The organism is Dysgonomonas sp. GY617 (genome assembly GCF_015233815.1).
Classification (GTDB): domain Bacteria; phylum Bacteroidota; class Bacteroidia; order Bacteroidales; family Dysgonomonadaceae; genus Dysgonomonas_A.
This window is the reverse complement of sequence record NZ_JADCLR010000022.1, coordinates 1-13,766: the sequence shown is the minus strand read 5'-3', so window position 1 is coordinate 13,766 and position 13,766 is coordinate 1. Positions and strand designations below refer to the sequence as shown.

The following is a 13,766-nucleotide window of genomic DNA, read 5'->3' as shown; positions in this document are numbered from 1 at the left end:
AAGGTGGATTGGGGATTGTTTATATCAATAAAAGGTGTAAAGTATTTGTATAATCTCGCAGATTGGTGTTTGAATAGAAAAAAAAAGGCTATATCTTTGTTAGGTCATATAGAAAAGTAAGTATTAACTATAAAAGTATTGAAGTCATGGCTTATGTAATTAACGAAGATTGTATTGCATGCGGTACATGTATTGATGAGTGTCCTGTAACTGCAATTTCAGAAGGAGAGATCTATGTAATCGATCCTGATACATGTACAGATTGTGGCACTTGTGCTGATGTATGTCCAACAAGCGCAATCAGTCCAGCATAATTTGCTGAAGAAGAAGTATAAAAGGACTACATTGTAGTCCTTTTTTATTTAGACATAAGTATAAGGCTTTGTAAATATTTACTATTCTTTAAAGATAAAAACAACCAAGGTCTGTGACCTTAATTTAAAAATAAGAAATGAGTTTAATTGAAGATTTGAACTGGCGGTATGCTTGCAAAAGAATGAATGGCAAGACTGTTGAACAAGATAAGATAGATACTATACTTGATGCTATACGTTTAGCTCCTACTTCTATGGGGATGCAAATATTTAAGGTATCGGTAATTACAGATCCTAAAATAAAAAATCAGATTTTAGAAGAGGCTGCTCCAAGACAAATGATGATAAAAGGTTGCTCTCATCTTTTGGTATTTTCGGCTTATACTAAGCTTACTCAAGAAGATGTGAACGAATATATTGATCATTTGGGTGAAGTAAGAAATATAACAGGTGCAAGATTAGAGGAATACAGAACAAAATGGAGCTTCTTGCTAGGTATGTCTGAGCAGGAAATATTCGAATGGTCGGCTCGTCAAACCTATATAGTTATGGCATATGCGTCTATTGCAGCAGCTTCGTTGAGAGTTGATTCAACTCCCGTAGAGGGCTTTAATGCTTCAATAGTTGATGAGATACTTGGCTTACCAGAGAAAAATTTAAGATCTACGCTTCTATTTCCTCTTGGTTTTAGAGATAGTAACGAAGACCATTTGGCTGATACGCCCAAAGTAAGGAAAGATATTAAAGATCTATTTATTTTCTAACGATATAAATAATAGATTTATTATTGAATAAGAAAAAGCCGAAATATTATTATTTCGGCTTTTTCTTTTAATATGTTGTGTTATTCTAAAATTGTTTGACACCAAATTGATTTACTTCAAAAAAGCATCTTGAACGGGTACTCCTCTCCATGCCTGAGGTTGTTTTAATCCTAATATCTTGGCAATGGTTGAGGCAGCATCATATACAATTGTAGAGTCTGTAATTTTATGATTTTTCTTGATACCTGCGCCACTAATAATGAAAGGTACTTGTACCTCTTGTAGAGTCTTACCTCCATGTCCTTTCTCTATACCACCATGATCTGCAAGAAGTATTATTACTGTTTCGTTGGCTATGCCTGCTTCATGTACAGCATTTATAATTTTGCCTACCCGTTGATCTACTATCTCTAATGTTGAATAATATTCGGGGGTATCGTGTCCTATTGAATGACCAACATGATCTGGTTCATCGAAATGAATAAAAATAAAGTCTGGCTTTTCTTTCATTATAATTGCGGCAGCTGTGTCTGCAGAAAGGTTCTCATTCGATTGGGTAGGAGCTACAATATCAATAATATCTTTTTCGACCAGATATTCGATACCTTCCCAACTATATACTACTGCCATTTTACTATTGGGTTTCTGCTCTCTTAATATTGTAAATATAGAAGGGAATTTTCCGTATTTGCTAACCGTAACCGATGGTATTTCGGGAGTTTTACTTCCCCATTCCGTATATCCGTGGAATGTAGGACCTGCACCCATTAATATTGAAGCCCAGTTTACGGCACTCGAAGATGGTAATACCGTTCTCATTTCAAGAGTTATAGATCCATTCTGAGCAAGTTTCTTGATGTTTGGGATATTTGCTTTCTCGAAAGCATAACCACCAAAGCCATCACAACCGATTAATACTACATGTTTTGCTTTGTTGGCTGCATTTATTTGAAATGCGACGAAGAATAAGATTAAGAATAATAATTTGTTTTTCATCTCTAATAATATTGGTTAATATAAAATAAGGTTCAAATGATAGTAGCTAATTGAAGGTAAAGTAAGATAAATATCGCTATATTTTGAACTCTATAGACTTTGACTAATTAGAAGATAGGTATTTGAGAAAAACAAATGTATCGAAAATTTACTAAAAGAGAAGGCAGCTTAACGGCTGCCTTCTCTTTTTTAAAGAAAAATATTATTTCTTTACATCATCTATTGGGAGGTAGTATGTTGTAGTTGTTGGGGTATAGATACCAAGTGTAATGCAATTAAGCAATCCGTCAACAAAAGTCCAACTGGTTTCTGTCGTATAGTCTTTTCTGTCTCCAACATATTCTTTAGCAACTTGTGTTTCTCCTAAAGGAAGTAATCCCCACAACAAAAAATGATTCTTTTGAGAATTCACTTTTAGAGTTGGCTCTGTTATTGTCATATTACCATTAGCTACTCTTGATGTGTAGCATGAAGTCATAAGCACGCAGATAAGTGCCATTAGGCAGAATTTAATTCTACTAGTTTTCATAAATGAAATTTTTAAATTAGTGTAATTTTAGTTAATAAGTCGCCAAATGTATATATAAATATCCATATTCCTTTTATTATGTCTTAATGAAAATTAGATTAATTGCATTTTGTTTTATTTGATCTTTGGCTTCGAATAAACCATAGCTTAAAATCTGTTTTGAACTGATTTATCTCATCTATCATATTTTTATTAACTTTGATATAGAGAATCAATTATATTTCAATGCAGAAAAAGAGAATACTCATATTCAATGATTGCTTTTATATGGGGGGAACAGAGATTCTCCTTGTTAATTTATTGAATCATTTAGTAGAGAAGGAGTGTGCTGTAACTTTATTATTGCCCAACCCTTCCGAAAAGAATACATTATTGAGTAGAGTCTCTTCTAAAGTTCCTGTCAAATATATTTTCCCAAACGAACTTATAGGTTTAAAGAAACTTCTTTATAAGAATATACTCATATTCTATCCACGGTTATATGCCAAGTTGGTAGGTTTTAAAGAAGATGATTATGATGAAGTTGTTTGCTTCAAAGACGGCTTCTATTCTATACTATTCAGTAAACTAAAATTGCCTAAATATCTTTGGATACAGAATCACCCTTTTGAAAGGGATTATAGTAGTCATAATTTAAAAGAATGGCTTTCGTATACTCTAAATAGATTTCAGATTAATCGTATGAACCGTTCATTTGATCGATTTGATGAGGTTATATGTGTATCCGATTCATCAAGGAGAAGCTATATAAATCTTTATCACGGAGGAAAGGCCAAAAGAGAGATAAGAGTCTTGTATAATGCATTAGATTTATCGAGTATTGTTGATAGAGCACAAGAGCCTGTTGATTTACCTGCGTTTACAGGGGTCAGTTTTATAGTAGTTATTCGTTTGTCTTATGAGAAAACAGTAGATCGTATTATCTTAGCTTCAGATCGATTAAAAAATGAAGGTTATGATTTTAATTTTCTGATTGTAGGGGATGGAGACGAATTTGATAAATTACAGTCCATGATTTCTGAATATAAATTAAATGATCGGATTAAAATGTTGGGACGCGTAGCAAATCCTTTTCCCTACATGAAAAGAAGCGATTGGTTTCTTTGTCCTTCATCTCGTGAAAGTTTTGCATTGACTCTGCTTGAATCTACGGCTTTAGGTACTCCTGTTATTACTACGGATTGTGGAGGTCCTGAAGATGTAATAGAAAGAGGCAAATACGGAATACTCACCGAGAATAGTTCGGAGGGTGTTTATATGGGCATGAAGAAAGTGTTGGATGATCCTGCTTTACTTCCTTACTTTGTATCAAAAACCGATGAGTGCATGAAACGTTTCGATTATCAGAAATGGCTTAATGAAGTTGATCATATATTGAGAGTCTAAGAAACTCTTTAAACTTTTGTTATTGATTTTACCCCGTTCTTTTTCAAATAAAATTTACACCATTGATTGATGCCGCAAGCGTCACATTTCGGGCTTCTTGCTGTGCATACATATCTACCATGCAGTATAAGCCAATGATGAGCTATCGATAAAAGCTTATTAGGTATATGTTTTACCAATTCTCGCTCTGTTTCTAACGGTGTTTTAGAGTTATTGGTTAAACCAATTCTATTGGAAACTCTAAATACATGCGTATCTACTGCCATAGCAGGTTTGTCGAAAGCTACAGACAATATAACATTGGCTGTTTTGCGTCCTACTCCCGGTATTGACTCTAACTCGGATAGAGTACTAGGTATTTTTCCTCCAAATTCGGAAGTTAACTTTTTAGCCATACCGAGAAGGTTCTTCGCCTTATTATTCGGATATGATACACTCTTTATATATTCGTATATTTCTTCCTTAGAGCTTTCTGCCATAACTTCAGGGGTAGGGAAGGCTTCGAATAAAGGAGGCGTTATAATGTTTATTCTCTTATCGGTACATTGGGCTGAAAGTATAACAGCTATTAATAGTTGGTAGTGGTTATCGTAATGTAATTCGGTTTCGGCAACAGGCATGTTTTTTTGAAACCAAGCTATAATATTTTCGTATCGTTCCTTTTTAGTTATCATCTCTTTAAAGTTGTATTGTCAGTGTCACAAATTAGTGGGTTCTGTTTGAACCTTCTTTTATGATCGTATTACAAAAATAGTAAATATTCGTAAGACATTAATAAAAAAGAAGAGAGGCTGTCCAATTTAGACAGCCTCTCTTTATATTAAAATAGGGTTATTCTTTAATTAGAAGAATTTTACTCTATTATCTACTACATTCATTTTGTTTTTCAGTGCAGGCATTGCTTGAGACATTACTCTGTACATATTTTGACTGTTTGTAGTTTGTTTGAATGATTCCAAATTAAAGTCTTTACTTTGATCTGCCTTGTTCACTACAGTGATAGCTAGAACACCATTGTCGCCTTTTACAGGAGCTTCAAGTTTATTTACAGTACCTAACTCCGAATATACATTTAGAGCTGATTCTCTACCGATACCTTGAATGTTTGGTGTATTGAAAGTTACAAACTTAACTGTGTCAACTTTAGTTCCTATTGCTTCAGCATATCCATCAAGAGACGATATGTTTTTGGCTTTAAGATCAGCAATCATTTTCTCAGCTTTCTTATCTTTAATCAATTCAGCTTTCAAGCCTTCTTCAACCTCTGATACAGGAAGGAATCCTTGAGCAATTCTTGAATCAATAAGAGCTACAATTTTATAATCTGCAAGATCAAATTTCTTAACTGAACCAACTTTCTCGTTGAATGCCCAAGTTATAACTTGGCGTGACCCATTGATTTGGTTGATATTAGGGAATGATCCTGAAATTAGAGAATTTGCAACAACGTCATATCCTTTTTCTTTTGCAGCTTTTACAAAGTCTTTAGGGTTTCCGCTTTCTGTTACGAATTGTCCTAGCTCATTATCCAAAGTGATAAGAGTTTGATCGCTTACCGATACTGGCATTTGAACTAGAGCTAATTTATATTTTGTTACAGGTTGAGTCTTTTGTTCAACTTTGATGATTTGGATTTGTCCTTGCAAGTTCAATTTAGTTATTTCGCCAACAGGAGTTTTGAAAGAAGCATCTACAAACTCTTTTCCTGCTGATGACAATTGAGCTTCAGTAACCCATCCTACTTCTCCTCCGTTTGATTGAGGGAATATTTCGTTTGCTACTACATCAAAAGCTTTACCTTGTTTGATAACATTGATAATACTGTCTGCTCTGTTATTAGCTACTAATTTATCAGCTCCTTCAGGAATTATTATCATACTTAGTTTCACAGAGTCTGGTGCCGCTGTACGATCGATAAGCTTATATATTCTGAAAGCTTCGTTATCGCGTATTGGTCCATAAATATCACCAATTGAAGCAGCTTTTACAAACGTAGCCTCTTCTGCTGATAGGTTCTTTTCAGAGAAAAATACATCTTGAAATGGTACTTCAGAATAATCTGCAACAACTAATGCAGGATTAGTAGCTTCAGCCAATTTCTCACGAGCAATGTTAGCTTCTTTTTCTACTTCAGCAAAATCACTTTCGCTAGGAACGATTTGTTTAGTGAAATAAGATACTTTTCTTAACTCTTCGAAAGTCTTGAAATTGTTTTTACGATCGTTGTATAATTTCTCAATTTCTTTGTCAGTAACTGTTACAGTAGAATCAGGTATAGATGAGTATCTGTTGATAACGTATGCTATGTCTGATGTTGATTTAGAAGCGTCGCTATTAGCTTTAGCCTCTGTGTCATTTACCATAATTGTACCTGCAAGCAGAACATTATACTTTTCTTCTAAGCGTTGGTATTTAACCATGTTCTGAATAGTTTCCCAAACAGATTTTAGGTTTTCCAATTGAGCTTGCTGATCTAGAGGCACAGTTTTAGCATCTGTACTTACCAATGTTACAAATTGAGTAAGTGCTGCTTGGCTGAATTGTCCTGTTTGAGGATCAGTGAAGACTGGTATTTGACGTAATACTGGAGAAATATTTGCTCCAAATATTAAATCGTGTAACTCTCCTTCCGAAACAGTTAAGCCTAAGCTTTTAGTTTGTTCATTAAGCATAAGTTCTTTTACCATCTGCTCGTAAACAAATTCTCTGATTTGCGAATTAGTGTTCTCATCCAAAGATGTTTGTCCACTAATTATTTTTTGGAAGTTCTCGAAGTCAGTCACTCTTTTATGATAATCTCCGGTTGAAACAACCTCTCCATCTACAGTGAAAGCTTTATCTCTCTGTTTGTTGATGAATGATGTTAATTCATTCCATGGAAAAATAAAAGCCAACAGCGCAACGGCAATTACACCGATAAGCAATCCGGCTTTATTTCTAATTTTCTGTAATGCAGCCATTTAAACGAACTATTAAATTTTTATTATTATTGTGATTTATTCTTTTAAATAATTTTAGCGAGCGAAGATAGTAATTTTAGCTTGAAAATCAGTTTAAATAGCAAAAAATGTGAGTCTTTATAAGGCTTCGATTGATATTTGTCATTTATCTGCTAATATTAGATTTTAGTATAGCTTATTATTTGCTAACGGGTTTGTAAATATACAGGTATTAGAGTCTTGGTTTATATATTTACTAGCGAAACATCAAGAGCCTAATTTTGTGGATCTTGATTCTGATTTTCTTTTTCCTCGACATAAATATATGTATCGCGTGGTTTGAATATGCGATATTGGGTCATATTCATATTCGACTCAAAGCCTATTCCTTTAAGCATAAGCTTCTCAGGTCTATTTATTTCTATATATTTATCTGAATAAAACCTTTGTTCTTTTTGATCCCAGAAAAGCTCGTCGGTGCTGAATGTTTCATTATTTATATTTTCAATAAATACATTCCCTTTCAGTTTCCAGAGCTTTTTGAGAGTAAAGTTCCAAGCAGTATCTGCTTTTAAGGTTACTTCTTTTTGAAAAAGAGTGTCAAATTGCTCTACATATATTCCTTCTGGAAAATACCAATGTGGGTCTTTTGCATTTTCGAAAGATTCCCAATCTTTTGTAATAAGTTTATATTTAATTAGCCCTGAATCGGAAATTAGCATTGTAACACTATCGTCTTGCATGCTAGGCATTGTTTCTCTATCCAGAGGTGCATTTATATATTCTTTTTTATCATTGTTACATGACATAAAAAAAGAAAGTATTAGGATAGCCAATAATGGCAATATCCTAATACCTTGTTTGTATTTATTTGATGAAAATAGATTCTTTTTAAGCATTGGTGAAAGAGATATTGAAAAAATATCCTAAGTTATCTTAGTTTGTTTTTCATAAACCACAATTCATTGATGCAAACTCCTACCGAAATTCCAAAGTATTGTTCTCTAACTAGATTGGCTTTTTCAGGATTCAAACTACGGTACTCCAAATTGATATTGATATATGATGTTCTTCCCGAATATACAACATCACGAATAGGAAGACCAAAGCCAAATGTAGCTCCATATTCTTTATAACCTGATATTTCCCCTAGATTGTTTTGTACATTAATATAAGAGTTACTATAGTTAACCCCTCCTCTGAATTTCATCCTTTTGACAAAATTTCTATCTCTGGGGTCTATTACATATTCGAGACCGGTATTGAAACGCCATACATTATTAAATCGGGTAGCTTGAGTAAGCCCGTCTCCCATATTTTCAGAATAACGTACTCTAGACCAGTTTTGGAATGTAACATCAGCACCTACAGTTAATCGTCTGTCGCGATTCCAGGTAAAACCTAGTCCATATGTACTTGGTAGGTCAGAATAGGCATCACTACCCGTAAAACGTGCAGTATCACTTGTTATAGGAGTATTTGAATTTCCTGCGGCATAGTCACTCTTAATCCTGTCAATTTGACCAGAAGTTGTTACCTTGGGAGATAATACTGCTCCTATTGTTAGTAAATCTTTCTTATTTAAAGGTAAAGTATATTGTACTCCTAAATCAAACTTCAAGGAGTTCATTGTTAGTTTGTGAAACTGAAATTCGGAGTTAGCAGAAGGTTCACTTGTAACTGACATGCTACGAGTATATTTTGTATTTCCAAACAAGAAAGATACATTACCTCCGATAGATAAATTCTCGATTGGCTCGTAAGCTAAACCTAAATATACTTGACTGAAATTACCAGATCCGGTGAAAGTTTTCGTTGTAGATATACCATTTCGGGTTTCTTGTGTACCAAATTGGTATCCTACCGATGAAAAGGGTAATATACCAAAACTCATTCCCATTTTTTTAGCAACACGAAATTGCATAGAAATGTAGTCCAAACCTCCATTGTTATCATTTTGAACGTTATTTCCTTCAGAAAAACGAGATTTGACATACGAAATCCCCATATCAAATATAAAAGTCAAAGAGTCTACACTTGTATAAGAAGCAGGGTTACCTGGGTTGGCGTCTAAGCTTCGTACCCCGTAAGTTATACCTCCCATCGCTCTTGATACGCCTACGGCTTGATTATTAAGCACTCCGTAACCATATCTACTATATGGAGAGTCGGTATTTTGTCCCTGTACGGGAATAAGGAAAGCGACAAGACCTGCCGTAAGCAATAATTTTTTATATCCCTGCATTATGTAAATATTCAAAAATAAACTTTTGTACTTTCATTTTTAGTTCTGCAAATGTATTATTTTTTAGTTGAGATTTTTACCTCTTTTCTACCTCTACCCTCATTTTGTTGTAAAATTTGCATATCTTAACTTTAAAGTATTAGCTTGGACTAGGCTTATTAAAATAGTTATACAAATTTATATATTCAATAAAACTATAGTAATGCTGTTTCTGCAGATAAATGAATCTCATTGTATTTTAGTATCTTTGTTGCCGAAATGTTACAACATTGCATATGATTGGGAAAGGGAAAGATGTGATACAAATTTATCTTCGTCGTTTTTTTGATTTTATCGAACCGGTAAAAGATATAGCGTACTTTCTATTTTTATTTCTTTTTTTTGAGCTACTTTGGAAATTATCGGTGCATGAGGCTGATAATGGAGAGTTGTTGATTGTATGGGGAAAAGATATTACAAGTTATATTTATCCTATTTGTTTGTGGACGGCTCAATTTACATACTACATTATTCATAATTTATTTGGCTTTAGCAGTTTCAATATAGATGGCTTGTTAATCTATTTTGATAATTCTTTAAAGATGAAAATTATATGGGGATGCACAGGTGTTAAACAAATGTTGCTATTCATTTTTATCTTAATATGTTATAAAGGACCAGCAAAAAAGAAGCTTGTCTTTATTCCTTTATCGGTACTCCTTCTCTTTTTTGTCAATATACTACGACTCATTGTTTCGGCTTTTATGATAAAGGACGGATTTCCAGATTGGTTTATTCCTATTAATGAAAGTCTTAATAATGTGACTTGGAATAATACCCCTCAGTCTTATTGGAAGTTTTACGAAGATTGGTATTATTTCTTTCACGATGGTTTTTTTAAGTGGATATATTACGATGGAGTCATGTTCCTCCTCTGGCTATTTTGGCAAGAAAAGTATAATTTACCTTACCAACGTAGTGAAATTTAAGTTTCAATGACATTTTTAGATAGCAAAAACATATTATAAAACATGTTTTTTGATTTTCTGTATGTATTATGTTTCTTATAATTAGATAGTTGTTGGTTTTTATCCGTTAATGTGCTCGCACACACTTGTTGTTTTCTAAGAATTCTATTGTATATTTGCTAAGAACCTTTAATAATAAAAAATATAGTCTTGTGTTCGAACACATAAGAAGTATCGTATAATCTAATACTATGGAAGACAAATCAATTATACGTATTGTTGATATTGCAAAATTGGCAGGAGTATCTGTGGGTACTGTTGATCGAGTTTTACATAATCGCGGACGTGTATCGGAAGAGAAAAGAATCAAAATAGAAAAAGTACTTAAAGAAATCAACTATGAACCAAACATGGTTGCCCGTTTTTTAGCATCGAAAAAAGACTACACATTTGCCGTATTGATTCCCTCCTTTATTGAAGGTGAGTATTGGGAATTGGTGACTACCGGAATAGATAAGGCTGTCGCGGAATTGAAGAATTTCAATATTGGAATTGAATATTTTTTCTTTGATCAGCAAGATGAATTTTCTTTTAATAACACTGTTAAAGCATTAAATCAAAGAGAATTTGCAGGAGTTGTTATAGCTACTATTTTTGGCGAAAGCGTAATCGGCTTATCTCAAAAGCTTGAAGAAAAAGAAATACCATACATATATATAGATTCTGATATACCCAATCAGCATAATCTGGCTTATTTTGGAGCCGATTCGCATATGAGTGGCATTATAGCTGCTAAATTGATGATGCGCGAAATAGGTGAAACAGGAGATATTCTCATTGGGAAAATAAAATACAAAGGAACGAGCAATTCGGTTCAGATGGAGACACGTGAACAGGGTTTTAAAGAATATCTCAATAATAATGGTTTCAAAGGGGAAATTTATTATTTAGAAATAGACTCGGAACAATCGAAAGATGTAGTAAATGAGCTTAAATCAATATTGAATAATACCAATAACAAGCTTGGAGCTATTGTATTTAATTCTCGAATATATGAACTAGTAGAGCTTTTTGAAAGTATTGCTTGTGGAGATAAAAAGATCAATCTTATAGGGTACGACTCAATAGAGAAAAATGTGGAGGCACTTAAAAATGATCAGGTGCTATTCCTTATTTCTCAGCGCTCCACTCAGCAGGGTTATGATGCTATAAAATCGTTGAGTAATCATTTATTATTTAGCAAGATTATCAATAAGATAAACTTTATGCCTATCGATATTTTGATGAAAGAAAATATAGAATATTACAAAAATTACAAATTATAATACTATGAAAAACAATTTGTTCTGTATTGAAAATAAAGTGATTGTAATCACTGGTGGATGTGGTGTTTTAGGTTCAGATATGGCTCAATATTTAGCCGCTCAAGGTGCTAAAATTGTGATTCTAGATCGTGTTAAAGACAAGGGAGAAGAACTTGTAAGCAAAATTAAAGGTGAAGGAAACGAAGCATTGTTTCTTTCAACCGATGTTTTGAACAAAGAAGTTTTAGAACAAAATCGAGATGAAATTATCAAAGTATATGGTAAAATTGATGTACTTATAAATGCAGCAGGAGGTAATATGCCGGGTGCTACAATAGGACCTGATAAGACGGTTTTTGATTTGGCAATAGATGATTTTAAAAAGGTGGTTGATTTGAATCTATTCGGAACAGCTATCCCGACTATGGTTTTTGCTAAAGCTATGGTCGACAATGGAGCAGGAAATATTATAAATATTGCTTCTGAATCGGCATTGAGACCTTTAACTCGAGTAGTGGGGTATGGAGCTGCTAAAGCTGCTGTGGCAAATTTCACAAAATATATGGCTGGAGAATTGGCTCTTAAATTTGGAGAAAAATTCAGAGTAAACGCATTAGCTCCGGGATTCTTCATTACTGAACAAAACAGAACATTGCTAACTAATCCAGATGGTACTTATACAGATCGTGCAAAAACAATATTAGCACATACTCCATTCAACCGTTTTGGAGAGGCTGACGAGTTGTTAGGTTCGTTGCACTATTTGATTAGTGATGCTTCGAATTTTGTATCAGGAACTATACTTGTAATTGATGGTGGTTTTGATGCATTTTCTATTTAAACTCTAAAATCTTAAGTCGTATTATAGTTAAGAATAAACAAACTTTTAAATTTAATATATAATGGTATTAAGTGAACAAACATGGCGTTGGTACGGTCCTAATGATCCAGTATCATTAGCCGATATCAAACAAGCAGGAGCAACAGGTATTGTTACAGCTCTTCATCATATTAAAAACGGTGAAGTCTGGACTGTGGAAGAAATCGAAAAGCGTAAGCAAATTATAGCAGAAGCTGGTCTTACATGGTCAGTAGTAGAAAGTATACCAGTACACGAATTTATCAAAACGCAGGAAGGTAACTATAAAGAATATATAGAGAATTATAAGGAAAGTATTCGTAATCTCGCTAAATGCGGAGTTATGATTGTAACTTACAATTTTATGCCCGTTTTAGATTGGACACGTACCGATTTAGCATTTACGGTTGCTGATGGCTCGAAAGCCCTGCGCTTCGAAAGAGCAGCATTTTTGGCTTTTGACTTGTGTATATTAAAACGTCCTGGAGCTGAAAAAGAATATAGCGCTGAAGATATAGCAAAAGCAAAAGCCAAATTTGAGAGTATGTCTCAGGCTGAAAAAGATCTATTAGTACGAAATATGATTGCTGGATTACCCGGTGCAGAAGAAAGTTTTACGCTCGAAGAATTCCAAGCTCAATTGGATAGATATGATGGTATAAATGAAGATAGACTTCGTTCCAATTTGATTGATTTCTTAAAAGAAATAGCTCCTGTAGCCGATGAAGTGGGAGTGAAGCTCGCAATTCACCCAGATGATCCTCCTTATGCAATATTAGGTTTGCCTCGTGTGTTAAGTACCGAGAATGATTTTCTTAAATTGGTTGAAGCCGTACCTAATACTTCTAATGGACTATGTTTTTGTACAGGTTCGTTTGGTGTAAGAGCTGATAATGACTTGGTAAAAATGATTCGAAACTTGGGAGACAGAGTAAACTTCGTGCATCTGAGAGCAACTCAACGTGATGCAGAAGGTAATTTCTACGAAGCAAATCATCTTGAAGGAGATGTGGATATGTATGGCGTTATGAGAGGATTATTAGAGATACAACAAAAAAGAAATATTTCAATACCATTCCGTCCCGATCATGGACATCAAATGATTGATGACTTGAATAAGAAAACAAATCCAGGATATTCGTGTATAGGGCGCCTTAGAGGGCTAGCCGAATTAAGAGGACTTGAACTTGGTATTGCTAAAACTTTGTTTGCAAACTAACGATTTTTAATAATCCAATAATAACCCATCAAAGGTCCATGACCTTAATCCATTAAATCATATGAAAAAAGTAGTGACTTTCGGAGAAATCATGCTAAGACTATCATCTCCCGGCTATCAACGCTTTATACAATCCAATAACCTAAATGCCACCTTCGGAGGCGGTGAAGCCAACGTAGCCGTATCCCTATCCAATTACGGCATACCCACCGATTTTGTAACCCGTCTACCCAAAAATGACATAGCAGAATGGTGCATATCAGA

The 13,766-nt window shown here is 34.0% G+C and carries 14 protein-coding genes; 8 read left to right on the top strand and 6 right to left on the bottom strand.

Features of this window, described 5'->3' with window-relative positions; all coding sequences use genetic code 11:
• Positions 1-146: 146 nt before the first annotated feature.
• Both IR022_RS12470 and IR022_RS12465 read left to right on the top strand, forming a co-directional pair.
• On the top strand, positions 147-314 hold the full coding sequence (locus tag IR022_RS12470; RefSeq protein ID WP_050710574.1) for a DUF362 domain-containing protein: 168 nt from the start codon (positions 147-149) through the stop codon (positions 312-314).
• A gap of 137 nt (positions 315-451) precedes the next feature.
• On the top strand, positions 452-1,078 hold the full coding sequence (locus tag IR022_RS12465; RefSeq protein ID WP_050710573.1) for a nitroreductase family protein: 627 nt from the start codon (positions 452-454) through the stop codon (positions 1,076-1,078).
• A 111-nt stretch (positions 1,079-1,189) separates the two neighbouring features.
• Here the strand turns inward: IR022_RS12465 and IR022_RS12460 are convergent, their stop codons facing one another.
• Both IR022_RS12460 and IR022_RS12455 read right to left on the bottom strand, forming a co-directional pair.
• The gene (locus IR022_RS12460) at positions 1,190-2,074 is read right to left on the bottom strand and encodes an alkaline phosphatase (protein ID WP_194203949.1); all 885 of its coding nucleotides are present in this window, start codon (positions 2,072-2,074) and stop codon (positions 1,190-1,192) included.
• Between the two features lie 202 nt (positions 2,075-2,276).
• Complete coding sequence (locus tag IR022_RS12455; protein ID WP_194203948.1) at positions 2,277-2,603, bottom strand: Bor/Iss family lipoprotein; 327 nt, start codon at positions 2,601-2,603, stop codon at positions 2,277-2,279.
• Between the two features lie 225 nt (positions 2,604-2,828).
• Between IR022_RS12455 and IR022_RS12450 the strand changes: the two genes are divergently transcribed.
• Positions 2,829-3,989, top strand: a complete 1,161-nt coding sequence (locus IR022_RS12450) for a glycosyltransferase (RefSeq protein WP_194203947.1) — start codon at positions 2,829-2,831, stop codon at positions 3,987-3,989.
• An 8-nt stretch (positions 3,990-3,997) separates the two neighbouring features.
• On the opposite strand, the gene nth is transcribed toward IR022_RS12450, so the two are convergent.
• From nth to IR022_RS12430, 4 genes are all read right to left on the bottom strand, one after another.
• Positions 3,998-4,660, bottom strand: a complete 663-nt coding sequence (gene nth / locus IR022_RS12445) for an endonuclease III (protein ID WP_194204028.1) — start codon at positions 4,658-4,660, stop codon at positions 3,998-4,000.
• Between the two features lie 171 nt (positions 4,661-4,831).
• The gene (locus tag IR022_RS12440) at positions 4,832-6,949 is read right to left on the bottom strand and encodes a peptidylprolyl isomerase (RefSeq protein ID WP_194203946.1); all 2,118 of its coding nucleotides are present in this window, start codon (positions 6,947-6,949) and stop codon (positions 4,832-4,834) included.
• 254 nt (positions 6,950-7,203) lie between these two features.
• Complete coding sequence (gene lptC / locus IR022_RS12435) at positions 7,204-7,827, bottom strand: LPS export ABC transporter periplasmic protein LptC (protein WP_191976329.1); 624 nt, start codon at positions 7,825-7,827, stop codon at positions 7,204-7,206.
• A 32-nt stretch (positions 7,828-7,859) separates the two neighbouring features.
• Positions 7,860-9,173: an OmpP1/FadL family transporter gene (locus IR022_RS12430; protein ID WP_050710567.1), complete on the bottom strand. Its 1,314-nt coding sequence runs from the start codon at positions 9,171-9,173 to the stop codon at positions 7,860-7,862.
• A gap of 275 nt (positions 9,174-9,448) precedes the next feature.
• Here IR022_RS12430 and IR022_RS12425 point away from each other — a divergent pair, with 275 nt between their 5' ends.
• From IR022_RS12425 to IR022_RS12405, 5 genes are all read left to right on the top strand, one after another.
• Positions 9,449-10,141, top strand: a complete 693-nt coding sequence (locus IR022_RS12425; protein ID WP_194203945.1) for an archaeosortase/exosortase family protein — start codon at positions 9,449-9,451, stop codon at positions 10,139-10,141.
• 230 nt (positions 10,142-10,371) lie between these two features.
• Entirely contained in the window at positions 10,372-11,445 is a 1,074-nt protein-coding gene (locus IR022_RS12420; RefSeq protein WP_194203944.1) for a substrate-binding domain-containing protein, read from the top strand.
• Between the two features lie 4 nt (positions 11,446-11,449).
• Entirely contained in the window at positions 11,450-12,265 is an 816-nt protein-coding gene (locus IR022_RS12415; protein WP_194203943.1) for an SDR family oxidoreductase, read from the top strand.
• Positions 12,266-12,326: 61 nt separating this feature from the next.
• Positions 12,327-13,502: a mannonate dehydratase gene (gene uxuA / locus IR022_RS12410; protein WP_194203942.1), complete on the top strand. Its 1,176-nt coding sequence runs from the start codon at positions 12,327-12,329 to the stop codon at positions 13,500-13,502.
• Positions 13,503-13,563: 61 nt separating this feature from the next.
• Positions 13,564-13,766: PfkB family carbohydrate kinase (locus IR022_RS12405; RefSeq protein WP_242053240.1), on the top strand; the 203-nt coding region annotated here is incomplete at its 3' end.

Bases quoted from the DNA above. Each gene is read 5' to 3' on its own strand.
- IR022_RS12470 (WP_050710574.1), top strand. From the start codon at position 147: ATGGCTTATGTAATTAACGAAGATTGTATTGCATGCGGTACATGTATT.
- IR022_RS12465 (WP_050710573.1), top strand. From the start codon at position 452: ATGAGTTTAATTGAAGATTTGAACTGGCGGTATGCTTGCAAAAGAATG.
- IR022_RS12460 (WP_194203949.1), bottom strand. From the start codon at position 2,074: ATGAAAAACAAATTATTATTCTTAATCTTATTCTTCGTCGCATTTCAA.
- IR022_RS12455 (WP_194203948.1), bottom strand. From the start codon at position 2,603: ATGAAAACTAGTAGAATTAAATTCTGCCTAATGGCACTTATCTGCGTG.
- IR022_RS12450 (WP_194203947.1), top strand. From the start codon at position 2,829: ATGCAGAAAAAGAGAATACTCATATTCAATGATTGCTTTTATATGGGG.
- IR022_RS12440 (WP_194203946.1), bottom strand. From the start codon at position 6,949: ATGGCTGCATTACAGAAAATTAGAAATAAAGCCGGATTGCTTATCGGT.
- lptC (WP_191976329.1), bottom strand. From the start codon at position 7,827: ATGCTTAAAAAGAATCTATTTTCATCAAATAAATACAAACAAGGTATT.
- IR022_RS12430 (WP_050710567.1), bottom strand. From the start codon at position 9,173: ATGCAGGGATATAAAAAATTATTGCTTACGGCAGGTCTTGTCGCTTTC.
- IR022_RS12425 (WP_194203945.1), top strand. From the start codon at position 9,449: ATGATTGGGAAAGGGAAAGATGTGATACAAATTTATCTTCGTCGTTTT.
- IR022_RS12420 (WP_194203944.1), top strand. From the start codon at position 10,372: ATGGAAGACAAATCAATTATACGTATTGTTGATATTGCAAAATTGGCA.
- IR022_RS12415 (WP_194203943.1), top strand. From the start codon at position 11,450: ATGAAAAACAATTTGTTCTGTATTGAAAATAAAGTGATTGTAATCACT.
- uxuA (WP_194203942.1), top strand. From the start codon at position 12,327: ATGGTATTAAGTGAACAAACATGGCGTTGGTACGGTCCTAATGATCCA.